23 protein-coding genes are annotated in these 17165 nt (G+C 66.6%); 16 read left to right on the forward strand and 7 right to left on the reverse strand.

From position 1 onward, the window contains the following. The first annotated feature begins 9 nt into the window (after nucleotides 1-9). From RJT48_RS04600 to RJT48_RS04610, 3 genes are all read left to right on the forward strand, one after another. Entirely contained in the window at nucleotides 10-384 is a 375-nt protein-coding gene (locus RJT48_RS04600) for a YlbF/YmcA family competence regulator (protein ID WP_311171068.1), read from the forward strand. 127 nt (nucleotides 385-511) lie between these two features. After that, on the forward strand, nucleotides 512-1144 hold the full coding sequence (locus tag RJT48_RS04605) for a nucleotide-binding protein (protein ID WP_311171069.1): 633 nt from the start codon (nucleotides 512-514) through the stop codon (nucleotides 1142-1144). 24 nt (nucleotides 1145-1168) lie between these two features. Beyond that, a complete protein-coding gene (locus RJT48_RS04610) occupies nucleotides 1169-1795 on the forward strand; it encodes an RAD55 family ATPase (RefSeq protein ID WP_311171070.1) in 627 nt (208 codons plus the stop codon). Between the two features lie 48 nt (nucleotides 1796-1843). Here the strand turns inward: RJT48_RS04610 and RJT48_RS04615 are convergent, their stop codons facing one another. Both RJT48_RS04615 and RJT48_RS04620 read right to left on the reverse strand, forming a co-directional pair. After that, nucleotides 1844-2137 (reverse strand): DUF8049 family protein, encoded by a 294-nt coding sequence (locus RJT48_RS04615; RefSeq protein WP_311171071.1) that lies wholly within the window; start codon nucleotides 2135-2137, stop codon nucleotides 1844-1846. Between the two features lie 170 nt (nucleotides 2138-2307). After that, nucleotides 2308-3327: an FKBP-type peptidyl-prolyl cis-trans isomerase gene (locus tag RJT48_RS04620; RefSeq protein WP_311171072.1), complete on the reverse strand. Its 1020-nt coding sequence runs from the start codon at nucleotides 3325-3327 to the stop codon at nucleotides 2308-2310. Nucleotides 3328-3414: 87 nt separating this feature from the next. On the opposite strand from RJT48_RS04620, the gene cyaB reads away from it, so the two are divergent. The 7 genes from cyaB (at nucleotide 3415) to RJT48_RS04655 (ending at nucleotide 8781) form a co-directional block, all read left to right on the forward strand. After that, nucleotides 3415-4014 (forward strand): class IV adenylate cyclase, encoded by a 600-nt coding sequence (gene cyaB / locus RJT48_RS04625; RefSeq protein ID WP_311171073.1) that lies wholly within the window; start codon nucleotides 3415-3417, stop codon nucleotides 4012-4014. A 106-nt stretch (nucleotides 4015-4120) separates the two neighbouring features. Further along, nucleotides 4121-5326 (forward strand): methionine adenosyltransferase, encoded by a 1206-nt coding sequence (locus tag RJT48_RS04630; protein WP_311171074.1) that lies wholly within the window; start codon nucleotides 4121-4123, stop codon nucleotides 5324-5326. A gap of 108 nt (nucleotides 5327-5434) precedes the next feature. Beyond that, nucleotides 5435-6628 carry a tRNA sulfurtransferase gene (locus RJT48_RS04635; RefSeq protein ID WP_311171075.1) on the forward strand — a complete coding sequence of 398 codons (1194 nt, stop codon included), beginning with the start codon at nucleotides 5435-5437 and terminating at the stop codon, nucleotides 6626-6628. A 199-nt stretch (nucleotides 6629-6827) separates the two neighbouring features. After that, nucleotides 6828-7097 carry a hypothetical protein gene (locus RJT48_RS04640; protein WP_311171076.1) on the forward strand — a complete coding sequence of 90 codons (270 nt, stop codon included), beginning with the start codon at nucleotides 6828-6830 and terminating at the stop codon, nucleotides 7095-7097. Between the two features lie 154 nt (nucleotides 7098-7251). Next, the gene (locus RJT48_RS04645) at nucleotides 7252-7710 is read left to right on the forward strand and encodes a DUF5804 family protein (RefSeq protein WP_311171077.1); all 459 of its coding nucleotides are present in this window, start codon (nucleotides 7252-7254) and stop codon (nucleotides 7708-7710) included. Nucleotides 7711-7910: 200 nt separating this feature from the next. Further along, on the forward strand, nucleotides 7911-8228 hold the full coding sequence (locus RJT48_RS04650) for a PRC-barrel domain-containing protein (protein WP_311171078.1): 318 nt from the start codon (nucleotides 7911-7913) through the stop codon (nucleotides 8226-8228). Nucleotides 8229-8337: 109 nt separating this feature from the next. Then, entirely contained in the window at nucleotides 8338-8781 is a 444-nt protein-coding gene (locus RJT48_RS04655) for a hypothetical protein (protein ID WP_311171079.1), read from the forward strand. A gap of 31 nt (nucleotides 8782-8812) precedes the next feature. Here RJT48_RS04655 and RJT48_RS04660 read toward each other — a convergent pair whose 3' ends face one another. The 3 genes from RJT48_RS04660 to RJT48_RS04670 all read right to left on the reverse strand — a co-directional run bounded on the left by RJT48_RS04660 (nucleotide 8813) and on the right by RJT48_RS04670 (nucleotide 12137). Then, nucleotides 8813-9949: a glycosyltransferase gene (locus tag RJT48_RS04660; RefSeq protein WP_311171080.1), complete on the reverse strand. Its 1137-nt coding sequence runs from the start codon at nucleotides 9947-9949 to the stop codon at nucleotides 8813-8815. 114 nt (nucleotides 9950-10063) lie between these two features. Next, nucleotides 10064-11170 carry a glycosyltransferase family 4 protein gene (locus tag RJT48_RS04665; RefSeq protein WP_311171081.1) on the reverse strand — a complete coding sequence of 369 codons (1107 nt, stop codon included), beginning with the start codon at nucleotides 11168-11170 and terminating at the stop codon, nucleotides 10064-10066. A 118-nt stretch (nucleotides 11171-11288) separates the two neighbouring features. Then, nucleotides 11289-12137, reverse strand: coding sequence for a universal stress protein (locus tag RJT48_RS04670; RefSeq protein ID WP_311171082.1), 849 nt, complete (start codon nucleotides 12135-12137; stop codon nucleotides 11289-11291). A gap of 104 nt (nucleotides 12138-12241) precedes the next feature. Between RJT48_RS04670 and RJT48_RS04675 the strand changes: the two genes are divergently transcribed. The 3 genes from RJT48_RS04675 (at nucleotide 12242) to RJT48_RS04685 (ending at nucleotide 13807) form a co-directional block, all read left to right on the forward strand. Then, nucleotides 12242-12523 carry a ribonuclease P protein component 4 gene (locus tag RJT48_RS04675; RefSeq protein WP_311171083.1) on the forward strand — a complete coding sequence of 94 codons (282 nt, stop codon included), beginning with the start codon at nucleotides 12242-12244 and terminating at the stop codon, nucleotides 12521-12523. A 124-nt stretch (nucleotides 12524-12647) separates the two neighbouring features. Continuing rightward, complete coding sequence (locus RJT48_RS04680) at nucleotides 12648-12896, forward strand: YhbY family RNA-binding protein (protein WP_311171084.1); 249 nt, start codon at nucleotides 12648-12650, stop codon at nucleotides 12894-12896. Beyond that, a complete protein-coding gene (locus RJT48_RS04685) occupies nucleotides 12893-13807 on the forward strand; it encodes a mechanosensitive ion channel family protein (RefSeq protein WP_311171085.1) in 915 nt (304 codons plus the stop codon). Before RJT48_RS04680 ends, RJT48_RS04685 begins: the two co-directional genes overlap by 4 nt. 111 nt (nucleotides 13808-13918) lie before the next feature. On the opposite strand, the gene RJT48_RS04690 is transcribed toward RJT48_RS04685, so the two are convergent. Then, the gene (locus tag RJT48_RS04690; RefSeq protein WP_311171086.1) at nucleotides 13919-14740 is read right to left on the reverse strand and encodes a DUF2797 domain-containing protein; all 822 of its coding nucleotides are present in this window, start codon (nucleotides 14738-14740) and stop codon (nucleotides 13919-13921) included. Nucleotides 14741-14799: 59 nt separating this feature from the next. After that, nucleotides 14800-15750 carry an NAD-dependent epimerase/dehydratase family protein gene (locus RJT48_RS04695; protein ID WP_311171087.1) on the reverse strand — a complete coding sequence of 317 codons (951 nt, stop codon included), beginning with the start codon at nucleotides 15748-15750 and terminating at the stop codon, nucleotides 14800-14802. A gap of 127 nt (nucleotides 15751-15877) precedes the next feature. Here RJT48_RS04695 and RJT48_RS04700 point away from each other — a divergent pair, with 127 nt between their 5' ends. The 3 genes from RJT48_RS04700 to RJT48_RS04710 are packed head-to-tail and all read left to right on the forward strand — an operon-like array spanning nucleotide 15878 to nucleotide 17085. Next, a complete protein-coding gene (locus tag RJT48_RS04700; protein ID WP_311171088.1) occupies nucleotides 15878-16420 on the forward strand; it encodes a tRNA (cytidine(56)-2'-O)-methyltransferase in 543 nt (180 codons plus the stop codon). Nucleotides 16421-16475: 55 nt separating this feature from the next. Next, nucleotides 16476-16715 carry an antitoxin VapB family protein gene (locus tag RJT48_RS04705; protein WP_311171089.1) on the forward strand — a complete coding sequence of 80 codons (240 nt, stop codon included), beginning with the start codon at nucleotides 16476-16478 and terminating at the stop codon, nucleotides 16713-16715. After that, entirely contained in the window at nucleotides 16705-17085 is a 381-nt protein-coding gene (locus tag RJT48_RS04710) for a PIN domain-containing protein (RefSeq protein ID WP_311171090.1), read from the forward strand. The genes RJT48_RS04705 and RJT48_RS04710 overlap by 11 nt, the downstream gene beginning before the upstream one ends. The last annotated feature ends 80 nt before the right edge of the window (nucleotides 17086-17165 follow it).

Raw genomic sequence — 17165 nt, forward strand, 5'->3', positions numbered from 1 at the left:
GTCCCGCTGATGAGCGTTCAGACAGATCGACTCGAAGAACTCGGGCAGGAACTCGGCGAGGCGATCGCCGAGACCGACGAATACGAGGCGTTCGAGGAGGCGAAAGCGGCGGTCGAGGCCGACGACGAGATCCAAGAGAAGATCTCGGCGTTCCACGACCTCCGCGATCAGTTCATGCACGCCAGACAGACCGGCAACGCGACCGAGGAGGACCTCCGGGAGGTCCAGTCGGCACAGGAGGAACTGCACGCGAAGCCGAAGATGGCCGAATTCCTCGACGCCCAAGAGGAGTTACAGGACCGCCTCGAAGCCGTCAACGAGGCGATCTCCGACCCGCTTGCGGTCGATTTCGGCGGTGAAGCCGGCGGCTGCTGTCACGACTGACCCGCGCCAGTGATTCCGCGGCGGCAATCGCTGCGCTCCGATGTCGGGCGCGTCGTCGCCACCTGCTTTTTTTCATCCACCGAGCGAGCGCCGAGCCTTCATATACGAAGCCGCGGCCACGCCCGGTATGCTCGCGATCGCCGGCGGCAAGGGCGGCAGCGGCAAGACGACAACGACACTCGGCCTGGCGCGATCGATCGACGCTCCGACCCTCGCCGTCGACGCCGACTCGGATCTCCCGAACCTCCATCGCCTTGCGGGCGTGCCGCGCGATCCGCCGACCGGCACCTACGGTCATCCGGATCCGGATGCGAGGGGAACAGAGACGCGAATTCTGCCGGCACGGTTTGACGAACCGGACGGCGTCGGCGAACGGCTCCGTCGGCTGCACGATGCCGAAGATGCCGACGATACTCCGAGCGTTCTCGTCGACTGCCCCGCTGGCGCAGGGCCGGACGCGACAGTGCCGCTCCGGATCGCAGACGGCGTGCTCGTCGTCTCGACACCCTGTATCGCCGCGCTCCGGGACGCAGCGAAGACGGCGGCGATGGCCCGCGCGGTCGGCACGCCGCTGATCGGCGTCGTGCTGACGAGAGCGCGACTCGCTCCAACCGGCGTCGACGACCTGCTCGGCTGTCCCGTGCTCGAAACGATCCCGAGGGCTGCCGACGGGAATGCCGCCACTCCGCTTTCGGACCCGTCCGTCAGACGCGCGTACGACAATCTCGCCGACGCGCTCCGCGAGCGACCGAAAAGCTAAGCCGATCGGCCTCTAATTCCCGCTGTGGCAGACAGGCTCTCGACCGGCGTGAACGTCCTCGACCGCCAACTCGACGGGGGGATCCCGCCGGGGAGCATCGTGCTCCTCACGGCCGATCCCGCCAGCCAGTCGGAGCTGTTTCTCTACGAACTCACTGCGGTCCGCGCGACGCTGTATCTCACGACGATCCGGTCGGATCAGGCCATTCTCGACGCGGTCGATAGGACGCCCGGCCGCGTCGGCGACCCGACGGTCCGGGACGTCGGCGGCAACGCGCCGCTGGATACGGCGAACCGCTTCGTGCGGGATCTGCCGGAGGGCGCGAACCTGATTATCGACGTCGTCGACGTCTTAGAGGAGACCGAGCCGGCACGCTACCGCCAGTTCCTGAACGAACTCCAGACGCATATGGTCAACACCGGCGGGCTCGCCGTCCTCCACGGGATGAAAAACAGCGAGGACCCGCGCAACCGGGGCTTCACAAAGCACATGACCGACGTCGTCTTCGACCTCCGAACGGAAGTCAAAGGGTCGGACATCGAGAATCGCCTCGCGGTTCCGAAGTTCCGCGGCGGCCAGCCCCCGGAGGAGACCATCAAACTCCGCCTCAGCGACCGCGTCACCGTCGACACGAGCCGGGACATCGCATAGAGGGAAACGGACCTTCGGCGGCGTCCATTCAACCGGGATCGGAACCGCTCAGGCGACGAACCCGAAGTAACCGAACGCCGCGAGCGTGACCGCGACGGTCAGAAGCGACCAGTTACGGGGCGTATCTAGTCCGCCGAGGTCGAGTCGGCTCGTGAAAAGCGACAGAAAGTACGGCCCGAGCGGCAGCAACCGGGGAAGCGCGGCGATCTCGCGGCCGAGCCCATACTGGAGTCCGAGCGTCAGCGCCACGGTACAGACCGCAGCGACGGCTGCGACCCGCAGGTCGTCGGTCGCGGCGAGCGTCTCGTCCGCGAGCGTGGAGTCGGTGGATTCTTCGGACATTACAGGATGGCTGGCGAGTGTGCACCCGCCTGAGACCCCCAGAAGCGGTCTGCAGGTCGGGAAACGGGACCGCTCCTCTCATACTGATTACTCCCGTCTCTTCTCGCCGAGCGCCGTCGACGGGGGTGGCGCTCGGCGGAAACAGTGACGTAAGCAGTGTCAGTCCGCCGTTACTCGTCGAGATCCGCGTCGAGTTCGTCGGCGAGTTCGTCGGCGTCGACGTCGACGTCCTCGATCGCTTCTTCGAGGTCTTCGGGCGCGGCGCCGCCGGCGCCGCCCATCATTCCGCCGAGGCCGCCCATCATCCCGCCCATCCCTTCGATGGTCTCCTGGACGATGACGCGATCGAGATCCAGGCGGTCCATCACGTCCTGGGCGATCTGCTGCTTCGAGAACATCCACTGCTGGTTCATCGTCATCTGCGGCGTCGCCTCGATGTACAGCGTCTCCTTTTCGACCTCGACCGTTTCGGTCTCAGGTTCGGCCTCTTCGTCTTCCTCTTCGTCCTCGTCGGGCTCGACGACCTGCTCTTCTTCGACTGTGTCGGTCTCGATCCAAACTTCGGGGGCCTCCTGGAGGTACATCTCCAGCATACTGGCGGCCTGCTCCTCGCGGTCCTCGACCACTTCGAGAATCTCGTATTCGTATTCGAGGTCCTCTCCCGCGAGCGGGTGATTGAAGTCGACGCGGGCGCGGCCGCCGACCATCGTCACGATCCGGCCCTGATCGCCGTCGATCTGGATCTGGGCGCCCGGATAGCGCTCGTCCTCGTCGATCTTGTTTGCGCTGACCGTCCGGACCTCGTCGTCGTCGTACTCGCCGAACGCCTCGGCTGCTGGGACCTCGACCGTGCCGGAATCGCCGACTTCCGCGCCGAGGAGCGCCTCGTCGACGCTTTCGAACACGTGACCGGCGCCGACGACGACGACCCGCGGCTCGAACTCGTACTCCTCGGTGTCGATTTCCGCTTCCTCGGCCGTCTCCTCGTCAGTCGTATCGACAACCGTGTCGTCGTCCGCGGTTCGAAGCGTGTAGGCGAGGCGGACGAAGTCACCGTCGCTGATTCCGTCTTCGACGTCTTCCGCTTCGGCGACGTCTTCTTCGGCGTCGTCGTACACTTCTGTCTCCTCCGCTGGAGCGTCGGCGTCAGCCTGCGATTCGTCGGTGTCTTCCCGCGGTTCGTCACTCATACCCGAATCATCACCCGTGCGACTCTTAAGAATCACGTTTCGCCCTGCAGCGGACCTCTTTTGTCGTGGCCCCCCGAGCAGGCGGGTATGTACGAGGTCGAGATCAAGGTCCCCGCATCCCACGATGCCGTCCGTTCGGCCCTCTCCGACGCGGACGCCGAACTGATCGAGCGGGTCAGACAGGTAGACACCTACTACGACGCTCCCCACCGCGATTTCGCCGAGACCGACGAGGCGCTCCGGCTACGTCGGGAGACACGTGAACCGGGTCCAGACTCCGGTGACTCGTCCGAAGGCGACGCCGAAACTACGATACTCACCTACAAGGGCCCGCTGGTCGACGCGGACTCGAAGACGCGGGAGGAACACGAGACGGTCGTCGCCGACGGCGACGGCGCCGCGGCGGTGTTCGACGGTCTGGGCTTCGAGCCGGCGGCCGTCGTCGAGAAGGAGCGGGAGTTCTTCGCCCTCGACGGCTACACGGTCACGCTCGACAGCGTCGCCGATCTCGGCGAGTTCGTCGAGATCGAAGGGCACGCCGAGGAAAGCGCGGACGTCGCCGCCGTCAGAGATGGCGCGGCGGGCGTCCTCAGACGGCTCGGGCTGGAACCGGCCGATCAGATCAGGACCTCGTACCTCGGTCTGCTGCTCGACGGCGAGAACTCGGAGTCACCGGGCGGCGAGTGAGTCGACCCCGCTGGCCGGGAGGCGACTCTCGGATACACTCGGGTTATAATATCTGGATCGAACTTTTCCGCAAGTTATAGAACACGCGGGACAGAAGGCCAGCACAATGACTGAGCGGAACATTACGATCGAGGCTGCAGACCGGGACGCCGTCGAGGATCAGGCGGTGGAGATCGTCGAGCGGAAGGGGATCGGCCACCCGGATTCGATCTGCGACGGGATCGCAGAGCACGTCTCGCGGGCGCTCTCACAGCTCTATCTCGACCGGATCGGCCGCGTCCTCCACTACAACACCGACGAAACCCAGCTCGTCGCCGGGGAGTCGGCGCCCCGCTTCGGCGGCGGCGAGGTCGTCGAGCCGATCTACATCCTGATCGTCGGCCGCGCGACGAAGAGTTACGATGAGCAGCGGCTTCCGGTCGACGCGACTGCCCTCTCGGCCGCCCGCGAATATCTCAACGAGCATGTCCCCGAACTGGATGTTGGAACCGACATCGTCGTCGACACCCGCATCGGCGAGGGCTCCGGCGACCTCCAGGACGTCTTCAGCGAGGAAAGCGCGGAGGTCCCGATGTCGAACGACACATCCTACGGCGTGGGTCACGCGCCGCTCACCGAGACCGAGGAGATCGTCCGGACGGTCGAAACCGACCTCAACGGTCCCTACGCGGCCGACAACCCGGAACTCGGCCCCGACGTGAAGGTGATGGGCAAGCGCGAAGGCGACCAGATCGACATCACGGTCGCGGCAGCGATGATCGACACGCACATCGCGGATCTTGATGAATACGACGACGCCGTCGAGCGGGTCCGCTCGCACGTCGGCGACGTCGCCCGGGGGCTGACCGACCGCGAGGTCCACGTCGACGTCAACACCGCCGACGACTACGACGAGGGATCGATCTACCTCACGGTGACGGGGACCAGCGCGGAGATGGGCGACGACGGCTCCGTCGGCCGCGGCAACCGCGCCAACGGGCTCATCACGCCCAACCGGCCGATGAGTATGGAGGCGACCTCGGGGAAAAACCCCGTCAACCACATCGGGAAGATCTACAACCTGCTTTCGACCGACATCGCCGAGGCCGTCGTCGCGGAGGTCGACGGCATCCGCGACCTGCAGGTCCGGCTCCTCTCACAGATCGGTCGTCCCATCGACGAACCGCACGTCGCCGACGCGAAGATCGTCACCGAACCGGGCGTCGACCTGGCAGCGATCGAACCGGAGATCCACGCGATCATCGACGACCGGCTGGCCAACGTCACCGACGTGACGCGCCGCGTGATCGACGGCGACCTTTCGACGTTCTGATACTGACTGCTGTCGTCTCTCCGCGGTGCTCGCCGCTACCGGGGGTGGCGAGCACCGGGAAAAAGGGACAACAGTCAGTATGATGCGACTCGGGCTCCAACGTCGAGTGTGACGAACTCTTCGGACGCCACTCCGGACGCGAACGGCCCGAACGCGGTCCTCGTCGGGTACGGCGACTTCGGAGCGAAGAGCAGCGGGGTCCGCGCGAGGATGGCCGAACGCGTCGCGGGCGACGTCGAGGCTGCGCTCGCCGCCGCCGGGATCGACGCGACGGTCGAGCGGCCGTGGTCACGGGTCGTGATACGGACCGATCGGCCCACCGAGGCCGCCCGAACGGCCGCCAGACTCCCCGGTGTCTCCTTTGCGCGCCCGGCGGTCGCCGTCGACCCGCGATTGCCGGCGATCAGCGCGGCGGCCCGGCGGCTGGCGGCGGACGCACACCCGCCCGAAGAGTCCTATGCGATCGACAGCGACCGGATCGGCCCAGCGGCGACACACGACTTTTCGAACCGCGACCTGAAGGTCGAGGTGGGACGGATCGTCGGCGAGGCCACCGGTGCATCGGTCGATCTCGACGACCCGGACCGGACGTATCGGATCGAGGCACGGGAGACGGAGGCGTTCGTCTCCGTCCGTCGATTCGACGGCCCGGGTGGGCTGCCGGTCGGGACGCAGGGGCGCGTCGCAGTCCTCGTCAGCGGCGGGATCGACTCCCCGGTGGCGATGTGGCGGCTGCTCCGCCGCGGCTGTGTCGCGATCCCCGTCTACGTCGATCTCGGCGAGTACGGCGGGGCCGATCACCGGGCGCGAGCGGTGGAGGTGATCGACACGCTCGCCGAGCGGGCCCCACGAGCGGACCTCCGGCCCCGGGTCGTCGACGGCGCCGATCTGGTCGAGCGGGTCGTCGAATCTACGACGGACACGCGGATGCTCTCGCTCCGGCGAGCGATGCTCGCGGCCGCCGAGAGTGTCGCCGAAGCAGAGGATGTTCACAGCCTCGCGACGGGCGAAGCGCTCGGCCAGAAGTCCAGTCAGACCGGCCCGAACCTCGCGGTCACCGAGGCCGCCGTCTCGCTTCCCGTTCACCGGCCGCTTTTGACCGCCGACAAGCCGGAAATCGTCGCGGAGGCGCGTGATCTCGGGACTTACGCGGATGCGACCCTGCCGGTGGGTTGCGATCGAATCGCGCCGGCGCACCCAGAGACCAACGCGACCCTCGCTGCCGTCCGTGAGGCCGAACCCGACGATCTCCTCGAACTGGCGCGGACGGCCGGTCGCCAGGCTGCGATCGCGTCCGACTGACCCGTTTTCGGGTGCGACCGGACGAACCGTTCCTCATCAGCCGCGTTTGCCTGCCGTCGCCCCGGGTCGTGTGAACGTGTGCCGAGAGATATTGTGTGTCTGTTTACCTTACCTCGCGAAATCGTTAATGATCGATACTATCTGTGTGAAAGACCGGGTTGAAATGGATTTACGTACTTCCAGACCCTACGTTTGTTTGATGTCAAAGACGTGCCGTCCCTCCCCGTCGACCGTCGACGCGGAGTGGACTGTGAGGCAAGTGGTCCCGCGCTCCGACTGGGACGCCGCTGTCGAGCCGTGCCCCACCTGCGGCGACGACGTCGATCTCCGCGAGTCGCACTATCAGGTCGAACTCGACCGCGAGCGGACGCCCGGACAGGAAATGAAACTCACGCGAGAGCGGCGACTGCTCTCCTTCTGCGATGAGGCCTGTGCGACAGCGTGGCTCGACAGTGCCGCGAGCCCCTGATACTGATTACTCTCACTTGTTACCGCCGAGCACCGCCAACGGGGATGGCGCTCGGCGGGAAGAGACGAGAGTAATCAGTATGAGTCCCGCAGTTCTCCGCCGTCTCTGCTCCCGCACCGCAACCGATATATGATTTCCTCCCTCCAGCACAAGCGTGACGCGGGTCTGTTTCGTCGGGGCGCCGGACGTCAACGTCCAGTACGAACTGCTCTCCCGGGAGACGGCCCGCGAGGCGCTCTCCACGTACGAGCGGCACACACCCTTCGAGAACTCGCTTGCCGTCGATACGGTGAGTCTGGGTGCGGCCGTGTCGCTGTGTAACGACCTGAACTGGTATCTCGTTCGGTTCGTCGATCTCACGCTCGTCCGCGAGCCGAGCGTCGCGGCCGACGAGTGGCTGAGCCGCTCGCTCGCGACGGCGATCCGCGATGGCGACGTCCAACCCGAGGAGACCGGCGAGCTGCTCGCAGTCTACGGGCTGGAGAGCGGCCGCCCGGTCGAGCCGATGTACGTCACGCGGCGCCCCGACGGCACTGTCCCCGCCTACGATCTCCGCCCGGTCGAGGAGACGGTCGTCGTCCGCGTGACCGAAGCGGAGTTCGACGCCGTCTGACGTCGGGTTGCCGTCGTCGTTTTGACCAACGAAACCGGGCTATTTGTCCCGTCTGACGTCGGGTTGCCGTCGCCGTTTTGACCAACGACACCGGGCTATTTGTCCCGTCTGACGCCTGTCAGCCGTCACCGATCCCATCGCGGCAGCTCCGGGGTCGTTCACAGCGAACAATTAAGATGCACGCTCCCGACCATCGGCATATGGACGAAACCCCACAGAAGATGACCAACCTCGTCGGTCGCGAGGTGTACTCGAACGAAGGTGTCTTCGTCGGCGAGGTCGCCGACGTCCGACTCGATCTCGTCGATCGACAGGCAGTCACCGGACTCGCGCTCACGCAGGTCAACAGCGAACTGTTCGGCGATCTTGTAACCACCGAAAAGGGTGTCATTCTCCCGTATCGCTGGGTCCGCGCCGTCGGCGACGTCATCCTCGTCAACGACGTTACCCTCCACGACGTCATCGAGGAGATGTCCGGACCAGTCGGCGACCCCGACGAGGACTCCGCGGTCGCGTAACCGGCTCGTCCCCGTCCTGGCTTCCGGGACTGTCTCTTCTCGCGGCTGATCGATCCCCCTTCCACCGCCGACCAACAGCCATTTGCGGGGGGAGACTGAATCCAGGGGTATGTCGGACGACACAGACGACCCCGCCGAGGGGAACGATGCCGAGGAAACGCCGGACGCCGAGAAGCCGTCGGACGCCGAATCCGAAGCCGAGGAGAAATCCTTCCGCGAACGCGTCGAGGAGATCCGCGAACGGCGCGAGGAGGAACGCGAAGAAGGCGACCGCCCCGACCCCGAGGAGATGATGGGCGGCGGTGGCGGCGGCAACCCCTTCGCACAGATGATGAGCGGAATGATGGGCGGCGGTGGCGGCCCGCCGGGGATGGGCGGCGGTGGCGGTCCGCCGGGAATGGGGGGCGGCCCGCCGGGGCGAGGCGGCCAGGAGGAAAGCGGCGCTGACAACGAAGAACTCGTTCGCGAGGTCCGACAGCTCCGTGACGAGGTCCGCGACGCGACGCGGCAGCTCCAGCGGATCGCGCAGGCGGTCGAGGACCTCGACGACTAAGTTCCGCTCCCGTCTTCTGCCCGTCCGCTGACTACTCGGCGACCGGCCGAGTGCGGTTTTTGCCGACGACCCGCTCGTAGAGTGCCGACAATTCGTCGACCGCGTGTTCGACGCTCATTTCCTCGCGACGATCCAGACAGGCCGCCGAAAGCGCTGCCCGTTCGTCGAGCACGCGATCGATCGCCTCGCGACAGGCCGCGACGTCGCCGGGGTCGTAGTGGTAGCCCGTAACGCCGGATTCGACCGTGTTCGAGAGCGCCCCGGCGTCGACAGCGATGACGGGCGTCCCGCAGGCGTTCGCCTCCAGGGCGACGAGCCCCTGCGTCTCGACCGGACTCGGGAAGACGAACGCATCGAGCGCGGAGTAAAACGCGGGCAACTCCTCGCGCGGCAGGAAGCCGAGGAAGCGTGCGTCGAGGTCGAGGTCGGCCGCGAGCGCTTCGAGGTCGTCCCGCGCAGGGCCGTCACCGCCGACGACGACCGTGGCATCGATCCCGGCGGCGGCTCGCAGAAACTCCGAGAGGTTCTTCTCGTACCCGTGCCGGCCGGTATAGCCGATCAGCGGTCCCGCAGGGAGGTTGTGGCGATCCCGGAACGGCTCCGGATCCGTCGGGCCGAAGAAGTCGATATCGACGCCGTTCGGAACGACGACCGCTGGCGTGTCGGGGTCGAGTCCGTCGGCGACCCGGGCTCTCGTGTCCTCGCTGGGGCAGACGACCGCGTCGGCACGGGAGAGGAACCACTGCTCGTACCGCTCGGCAAGCCGTTCGATGCCACGCTCGACGCGCGGGCGGGAGGTGAGGTAATCCGCGTACTCGGCGGTCGGGGTGTGATAGGAGGTCACGAGCGGCAGGTCCTTCCGGCGGGCGAGCCGGACGCCGCCGAGGCCGACCGCGAAGGGCGTGTGCGCGTGGACGAGGTCGACGTCCGTCGCCGCAGACGGAATATGGGGTGTTCCGAGCCGGAAGCCCTCGTACATCGGAAACGGGAGGCTCCGGACCGGATACTCCCCCTCATCGGGATCGTAGTCGTCGCTCGCGGGGTAGACGACTCGCATCGTCCCGCCGCGGTCCTCCCAACGGTCGCGCCACGTCTGGACGGTGTAGGAGACGCCGTTGACCGTCGGGAGATAGGTGTCGGTGAACGCGGCGACCGAGACGGGTGCCATCGGCGGCGATTCACGGACGCGGGGTTAATCAGTTGCGGAACCGGCGTCGGAGTCGACGGTGCGGCCGTCCCGTATGGCGTCGGGATCGACCGGCCGGCCTGCATGGTGTCAGGTCTACCGGCCGTCCCAAACGGTGTCGAGGTCGACCGACCGGCCGGCCTGCACGGCGTCGTGCACCTCGCGGTACAGGGCGGCGAGCTGGTCGCCGACGCGGTCAAGACTGTGCTCCAGCGCTGTTTCCCGGGCATTCTCGCCGAGCCGTTCCCGGAGGTCGTCGTCCTCGGCCAGCCGTTCGACCGCATCGCGGAACTCCGCGGTCGTGTCGCATTTGAGACAGTCGTGGCCGTCGGTGTAGAACTCCTCGAACACCGGGATGTCGCGGAGGACGACCGCCTTCCCGCAGGCCATCGCTTCGAGAACGGCGATCCCCTGGTTTTCGTTCTTCGTCGGGAAGAGGTAGACGTCGCCGGCGCCGTAGGCGCCGCGGATGTCGTCGATCCAGCCGGTGAAGGTGACGTTCTCGGGCGGATCGCTGGTCCATCGGCGCACGGCCGTCGAGGCGTGCGGCCCGGTGTCGTAGGGCCCGAACCACGCGAAATCGTAGGGCGTCGCCTCCGCGACGCGGCAGAACGTCGTCAGTCCCTTCCGCTCGAAGACGTTGCCCACGAGAAACACGACCGTTCCAGAGAGGTCGTAGCGCTCCCGGTACTCCTCGCGGAGGTCCGCGAACCCCGCGAGGGCGTCGACGTCGACGCCGTTCGTGATCGGGCGGATCGGGGCATCGACGGGGTACGATTCCAGCACGCGTTTGGTGTACGCCGAGGGACACAGCACCAGATCCGCCTGCGAGTAGAACCACCGGAGATAGCGACCCAGCGCGGGAGCGACCGTGGTCGACCCGCGGAACGACTCCGCGAAGTCCTCGCGGGTGACGTGCGTGTGGAGCACGAGCGGGATCCCGTTCCGCTTTGCGTGTCTGGCGACCGCGAGCGACCCCGGCCCGACGAGGTTGCAGTGGGCGACGTCGTACTCCCGGAAGACGCCGCCGCCGGTCGCCAGAGCGCGGAACGCCGAGAGCGGCGCACCGCCCTGCCACGGCGAGGTGACGACCTCGACGTCGGTCCCGTCGAGTGCGGCCCGCTGTTGGTCCGCGGCGGTGCCGATGCCGCTCCGCTGGAGGTGGGATTCGAGTTCGAGGTAGTTGAGGACGCGGAGAGACACGTCGTAGGGCGTTCTGCGTGAACCTATATATACCGTTGCCTTCGCGGCGACGGGAGGTCTGCGGCCGACCCCCAACGTGCGGCCGTCGACGGATCCCCGACCGGATAGACCGCCGCGATCAGCGTCCCCGAGCGGCGCCCGGTGGGATCAGGAGAACGTTGTTGTTGCCGCGGGCGACCACTGACTCCGAGACGCTGCCGAGAAGCAGGCGACGGAGGGGGCTCTGCCCGCGCGTTCCAAGGAGCGTCGTCGTCGCGTCTACCCGGGTCTCCTCCGCGCGGATCTCCTCTGCGGGATCGCCCTCGCGGACGCTGATGCCCGCCTCGATGCCCATCTCCGATTTGACTTCGACGGCGAGGTCTTCGAGCTGTGCCGTGGCGTCCGACACCGACGTCTGACTCTTTCCGGACTTGACGTACAGGAGATCGACAGCCTGGGTGGCGCCTTCGAGCCGCGGCAGGTACTCGAACGCCCGTCGAGCGTTCTCGGAGAAGTCGGTCGCCACGAGGACGTGCTCGAAGAGGTGTTCTTTCACGACCGCCTTGTCCGACTCCGGCGGCGCGATGCGTTCGACGAGCAGCGGCCGCCTCGTGGTTCGGGCGACGTTCCGGGTCGTGCTGCCGACGAGCCGGTTCGAGAGCGCACTCTCGCCGCGGGAGCCGACGATCACCATATCGGCGTCCAGCCGGTCTGCGAATCCGGTGATTCGTCGGTGTGGCGTCCCGCGGGCGACGTGCGTCTCGACGGCGAACCCGGCGGATTCGAAGACCTCGCGCTGTGGTTTCAGCGCCTTTCGTGCGTCCGCCGCGGTGTCCATCCCCGGGAGGCCGCTGGAGACGTTGTCCGGAACGACTGTCACCAGGTGGACCTTGGTCACGCCGATGTTGTCGAGACAGTCGAGACAGGTCCGCGACCGGATCGCTGCCTCGTTCGCGTCCGAGAGGTCGGTGGCGAATACAACGCGCATACGTCCGCTTCGTGCTCGAAGGCTTAATATTGTGCGATAATCCCAATAATATGAGACAGCCGACGATCCGGAACGTCTTTACTCGCCCGTGTTGGTCTCCCGGTATGGACATCCCGGCCGAACGTATCGAGCGACTGCACGCGCTCGCTCGGGCCGCGACGGCCGATGGCGACGTCGACCGCGGTCGGGAGTACGTCCGCCTCGCGCGCCGGATCGCCGAGCGAAACCGATCCGGCCTCCCGCGTCGGTTCCGCCGGTTCGCCTGCGACGACTGCGACGCGTACCTCAGGCCGGGAGCGACCGCCCGGGTGCGTCTCCAGTCCGGGCACGTCGTCGTCAGGTGTCTGGAGTGTGGCGCGACGAAGCGGTACCCCTACGACGCTTGATTTGCTCTCCGCGCTGAAGCGCAGGGCTGTCTCCTCGGTTTTCCGTAGCGAAGACGACGAGCGACCGATTCCGACCCGTCGGCAGTCTTAAGTTTCAAACCGTATGCCCCCGTAGCGGGTTCGTATGGACGAAGAGGAGTTGCGGAAACAGGCCCACGATCTGGACGTGACCGTCTGGGTGGGCAAGGGGGGAATCGATCCGGTCGTCGAGGAGGCGTCCGATCAACTCGCCGACCGCGACCTGATCAAGGTGAAGTTCCTCCGGGCGGCCCGCGGGGGGACGACCGTCGAGGAACTGGCCGACGAACTGGCCGATCGCACCGACGCAAGCGTGATCGAGACACGGGGTAACACGGGGGTTCTCTACCGATGATCGCGGGCGCCGCTCTGCAGGTCGGCGTCGGCCTGAGCGGATCGATCGCCCGCATCCTCACCAGTATCGGGATCCCCGACGCGATCGCCGGGTTGCTCGGCCAGGTGCTGGCGTTCCTCGTCGTCTTCACCGTCGTGTACGTGGTCGGCCGGAGCGTACTGATCCCGGTCGTGAATCGGATGATGAACTCCCGGGGGCTGGAGGCGCACGCCCGGCGACCGCTCCGGCGGATCCTCTTGGTCGTCGTCGTCTTCATCGGGATCACCGCTGCCTTCGGTGCAGCGGGCTTCCCCGACTTCCTGCGCTCTCTGGCGACGATCGCCGCCGCAGCGACGCTGGCGATCGGCTTTGCGATGCAGGACGTCCTGCAGAACTTCGTCGCGGGGATCTTCATCTACACCGACAAGCCGTTCAAGATCGGCGACTGGATCCAGTGGGACGGCAACTCGGGCGTCGTCGAGGACATCAGCTTCCGCGTCACGCGCGTCCGGACCTTCGACAACGAACTGCTGACGGTCCCGAACTCGAATCTCACCGACGGCGTGATCAAGAACCCGGTCGCGAAGGACAAACTCCGCCTGCAGGTCCCCTTCGGAATCGGCTACGACGACGACACCGAGAAGGCCACCGAGATCATCGTCGAGGAGGCGGAGGCCCACGAGGAGATCCTCGAAGATCCTGCCCCGTCGGTGCGATTGACCGAACTGGGCGACTCGTCGGTGACGCTCACTTCGCGCGTCTGGATTGCGGACCCTAACCGGTCTGATTTCGTGAAGACGCGTGCGGAGTACGTCCAGAGCGTCAAACAGCGGTTCGACGAGGAGGGAATCGACATCCCGTACCCCAACCGGACGCTCGGTGGGGAACTCACCGTCGCGGGATTCGAAGAGATCACGCCCGCAGACGACTGATACTGGTTACTCTCACTTTTCACCGACGAGCGCCGCCCCCGCTGACGGCGCTCGGCGGGAAGAGACGAGAGTAATCAGTATGAAAGATCGCAGCCACCAGCCGACGACGCGTCACCCCCACGCGCCGAGACTCGCCTGGAGATCCCGCGTCGACGCCTCGGGCGTGGCCTCGTAGCCGACGAGCTCCCGGAGGTCGACAGCGTATGTACTGCCGCCGCGGTCGAGCACCAGCAGCCGCCCCTTCACGCCCCGAACAGTCCCCGTCGCGATCGTCTCGGCGACGGGTCGATCGCGGAGGTCGAGGCCGTACTCGTACGAAAAGCGATCTCCGGAATCGACGTCGAAGGTCCCGAGAAGCGCCTCCCACGCCGCCCCGTCGACGTCGCGGTGGAGGCCCGCGCGCTTCTGTGGCACCCGGACCCGGTCGGTGATCGACTCGGCGATCTCGGCCTCCCGCTCGCGGGCGATCCTGCCATCCGGGACGACTTGCAACAGCGCCCCGCGGTCGGCGCCCTGCTCGCGGAGGCGCGTCTGCAGCCGCCACTCCCGGGTGACGCCTACTTTGAAAGTATCGGGTGCGAAGGCCGCGAGGTAGATCGCGTGGGCCTCGTGACAGTCCATCTCGTCTTTCAGGCAAGTGCCGGTGCACTTCGCGCACACCCACGTCGAGCGGTGCTCCGGGCAGTAGGGGGCCGTCGGATTCGTACAGGGGATGTGGCCGTCGGCAGTGACCGCGCCTGCACAGTGACGGTCGGCGAGCGTATAGGCGAGTTCCGTGCCCGGTTCGAGCGAGACGAGGTCGACCTCCCGCGACGACTCCGCGGCGTCTTCGGGACCGTCAGCGGACGACTCGCGCTCTGTGACGTCGCGATCGCCGGCGGGACGACTCACCAGGAGTCCGGGCGCGCCCGTATCGTAGCCGACGAACTGCACGGCCGTCGGTAAGAGACGAGGGATCAAAGCCGTGCCGTTCCGGTAGCGGGGACGACCGGCTACGCGTCGGCGTCGTGTTCGTCCCGCAGTTCCTCGTACAGTTCCTCGGCCGCACGACGGACGGCGTCGTCGCTCGAAGAGTCGGCTTCCCAGCCGAGCCCCGACAGTTTCTCGACCGAGAGGCGCATCCGCGGGACGTCGCCCTCCCAGCCGCGGTCGCCGCCGGTGTACTCGTAGTCGGGATCGAGGTCCATCACGTCCGCGACGATGTCGGCGATCCGCGTGACCGAGGTCGTCGTCCGCGTCCCGAGGTTGTAGATATTCATCGCGTCGTCGGCGTGCTCGACGACGTGGCAGATGGCGTCGACACATTCGGTGACGTGCAGGTAGGACTTCTCCTGGCGGCCGTCGCCGAGGATCGTCAGCGTCTCCGGATCGTCCACCAGTTTCTCGATGAAGTCGGGGATGACGTTGCCGCGCTGGTTGGGACCGACGATGTTGGCGAATCGGAAGCACCAGACGGTGAAGTCCTTCGCGTGGGCGTACGTGGACAAGAGGCCCTCGTCGGCGAGTTTCGCGGCGCCGTAGACGCTGATCGGTTCGAGCGGGGCGAAGTCCTCGGGCGTCGGCCGCGGCGCCTCGCCGTACACGGTCGACGAGGAGGTGAAGGCGAGGTTCGAGACGCCCACCTCCTCCATCCGTTCGAGGACGTTGTAGGTCATCTCCGTGTTCTCCTCGAAGAGCTTCCGCGGCTCGGCGAAGTTCGTGTCGGTGTAGGCCGCGAGATGGAAGACGACGTCGACGTCGGCGGTGATCACGTCGGCGACGTCGTCGGGGTCAGTCATATCCGCCTCGGCGAACGCGACGCCCGCGGGGATGCGATCGCGCGTCCCCTTCGAGAGGTCGTCGGCGACGACGACGTCGTTGTCCCCGCGAAGCCGACGCGCGAGGTGCGAGCCGACGAGGCCCGCACCCCCGGTGACGACGATCCGCTGTCCTGTCAGATTCATACCGGGTGTGCGCCGGCAGGGAGTAAGTGCGTTCTCCTTCCGGCCGCGACGTGGGGGCCGGGCTCTCGGTCACCTCGGCCGAACGGGAAGCGAAGCCCCTTAGCGCCCACCCCGCCTCGGGACGGCTATGCAGGACGAACCAGAGGTGGCTGTCCTCCGGTACGGCCACCGCCCCGGGCGGGACGACCGGATGACGACCCACGTCGGCCTGACCGCGCGGGCGCTCGGCGCTGATCGGGTGCTCTTCCCGGACAACGCGAGCCAGTCGGAGGAGACGGTCGCCGATATCACCGACCGCTTCGGCGGGCCGTTCACCGTAGAGCGGACCGACGAACTGGACGCGACGATCCGCGAGTGGACCGGGCGCGTCGTCCACCTCACGATGTACGGCGAGCGCGTGCAGGACGTCGCGGGCGAGATCCGCGAGGCGCATCGCGAGGAACCGATTCTCGTTGTCGTCGGCGGCGAGAAGGTCCCGTTCGAGGTGTACGACGAGGCCGACTGGAACGTCGGCGTCACGAACCAGCCCCACTCGGAGGTCGCGGGGCTGGCCGTCTTCCTGGATCGGCTGTTCGAGGGCAGAGAACTCGAACAGGAGTGGCCGGACGCGGAGCGGCGGGTGATCCCGCAGGCGTGCGGCAAGCGGGTCGTCGACGGCGACACCGAGTGATCGGAACAGGGTACACGGCATCAGATTCAAACCGGATACCGCTGTTACTCCACATATGGGGACGAAATCAGTCCAGCTCGACGAGGACACCTACGCGTATATCGAAGCGCGGAGGCGCGAGGACGAGACATTCTCGGAGGCGGTCGACCGGCTGACTCGTCGGCCGTCGATCAGCGATCTCGCCGGGCTACTCGACTCGGAAGACGTCGAGACGATGCGGAATGCAATCGACGAGGCCGACGAGCGGGACGTTGACGAAGCCCGCGTGCTGAAGGAGCGGTTCCGTGATTCTTGATACGGCGTTCGTGCTTGATCTGCTCGCCGGCGACGAGGGGGCGACAGAGAAAGCCGAAGAGTTGGAGGTGTCGGGAGTAGCGATGAAAATGCCCGCGATGGCCGTGACTGAACTGTATATTGGTGTTGGGACGGGAGTAGCCAACGAACGCGAGGAACGACGAATTCGAGGAATTATCGAATCAGTGCCATTTGTTCCGATGGATCTCCAACTCTCCCGCCGTGCGGGTCGTATGGTCGGCGAGACAGGAACTGACGTCGGCAAGGGTGACGCAGCGATCGCTGCTGTCGCCGAGCGAGCGGATGAGCCCGTTTTGACGCGAAACGTCGACGACTTCGAGGAGCTCGGCGTCGATATCGAGACGTACTGATCGATGGTGAGTGCCGATCAGCACCGACCGACACCCCACTTCCGCAACTTTAAAACGACTGAGCGGCGCAACTGTGGGTA

This window comes from Halobellus ordinarius, assembly GCF_031823395.1.
Taxonomy (GTDB): Archaea; Halobacteriota; Halobacteria; order Halobacteriales; family Haloferacaceae; genus Haloquadratum; species Haloquadratum ordinarius.

What these genes read in the sequence shown, in the direction of transcription:
- RJT48_RS04700 (WP_311171088.1), top strand. Translation starts at nt 15,878, where the DNA reads ATGCAGGACGAACCAGAGGTGGCTGTCCTCCGGTACGGCCACCGCCCC.
- RJT48_RS04655 (WP_311171079.1), top strand. Translation starts at nt 8,338, where the DNA reads ATGTCGGACGACACAGACGACCCCGCCGAGGGGAACGATGCCGAGGAA.
- RJT48_RS04600 (WP_311171068.1), top strand. Translation starts at nt 10, where the DNA reads ATGAGCGTTCAGACAGATCGACTCGAAGAACTCGGGCAGGAACTCGGC.
- RJT48_RS04670 (WP_311171082.1), bottom strand. Translation starts at nt 12,137, where the DNA reads ATGCGCGTTGTATTCGCCACCGACCTCTCGGACGCGAACGAGGCAGCG.
- RJT48_RS04680 (WP_311171084.1), top strand. Translation starts at nt 12,648, where the DNA reads ATGGACGAAGAGGAGTTGCGGAAACAGGCCCACGATCTGGACGTGACC.
- RJT48_RS04605 (WP_311171069.1), top strand. Translation starts at nt 512, where the DNA reads ATGCTCGCGATCGCCGGCGGCAAGGGCGGCAGCGGCAAGACGACAACG.
- RJT48_RS04685 (WP_311171085.1), top strand. Translation starts at nt 12,893, where the DNA reads ATGATCGCGGGCGCCGCTCTGCAGGTCGGCGTCGGCCTGAGCGGATCG.
- RJT48_RS04615 (WP_311171071.1), bottom strand. Translation starts at nt 2,137, where the DNA reads ATGTCCGAAGAATCCACCGACTCCACGCTCGCGGACGAGACGCTCGCC.
- RJT48_RS04695 (WP_311171087.1), bottom strand. Translation starts at nt 15,750, where the DNA reads ATGAATCTGACAGGACAGCGGATCGTCGTCACCGGGGGTGCGGGCCTC.
- RJT48_RS04640 (WP_311171076.1), top strand. Translation starts at nt 6,828, where the DNA reads ATGTCAAAGACGTGCCGTCCCTCCCCGTCGACCGTCGACGCGGAGTGG.
- RJT48_RS04705 (WP_311171089.1), top strand. Translation starts at nt 16,476, where the DNA reads ATGGGGACGAAATCAGTCCAGCTCGACGAGGACACCTACGCGTATATC.
- RJT48_RS04650 (WP_311171078.1), top strand. Translation starts at nt 7,911, where the DNA reads ATGGACGAAACCCCACAGAAGATGACCAACCTCGTCGGTCGCGAGGTG.
- RJT48_RS04620 (WP_311171072.1), bottom strand. Translation starts at nt 3,327, where the DNA reads ATGAGTGACGAACCGCGGGAAGACACCGACGAATCGCAGGCTGACGCC.
- cyaB (WP_311171073.1), top strand. Translation starts at nt 3,415, where the DNA reads ATGTACGAGGTCGAGATCAAGGTCCCCGCATCCCACGATGCCGTCCGT.
- RJT48_RS04630 (WP_311171074.1), top strand. Translation starts at nt 4,121, where the DNA reads ATGACTGAGCGGAACATTACGATCGAGGCTGCAGACCGGGACGCCGTC.
- RJT48_RS04675 (WP_311171083.1), top strand. Translation starts at nt 12,242, where the DNA reads ATGGACATCCCGGCCGAACGTATCGAGCGACTGCACGCGCTCGCTCGG.
- RJT48_RS04660 (WP_311171080.1), bottom strand. Translation starts at nt 9,949, where the DNA reads ATGGCACCCGTCTCGGTCGCCGCGTTCACCGACACCTATCTCCCGACG.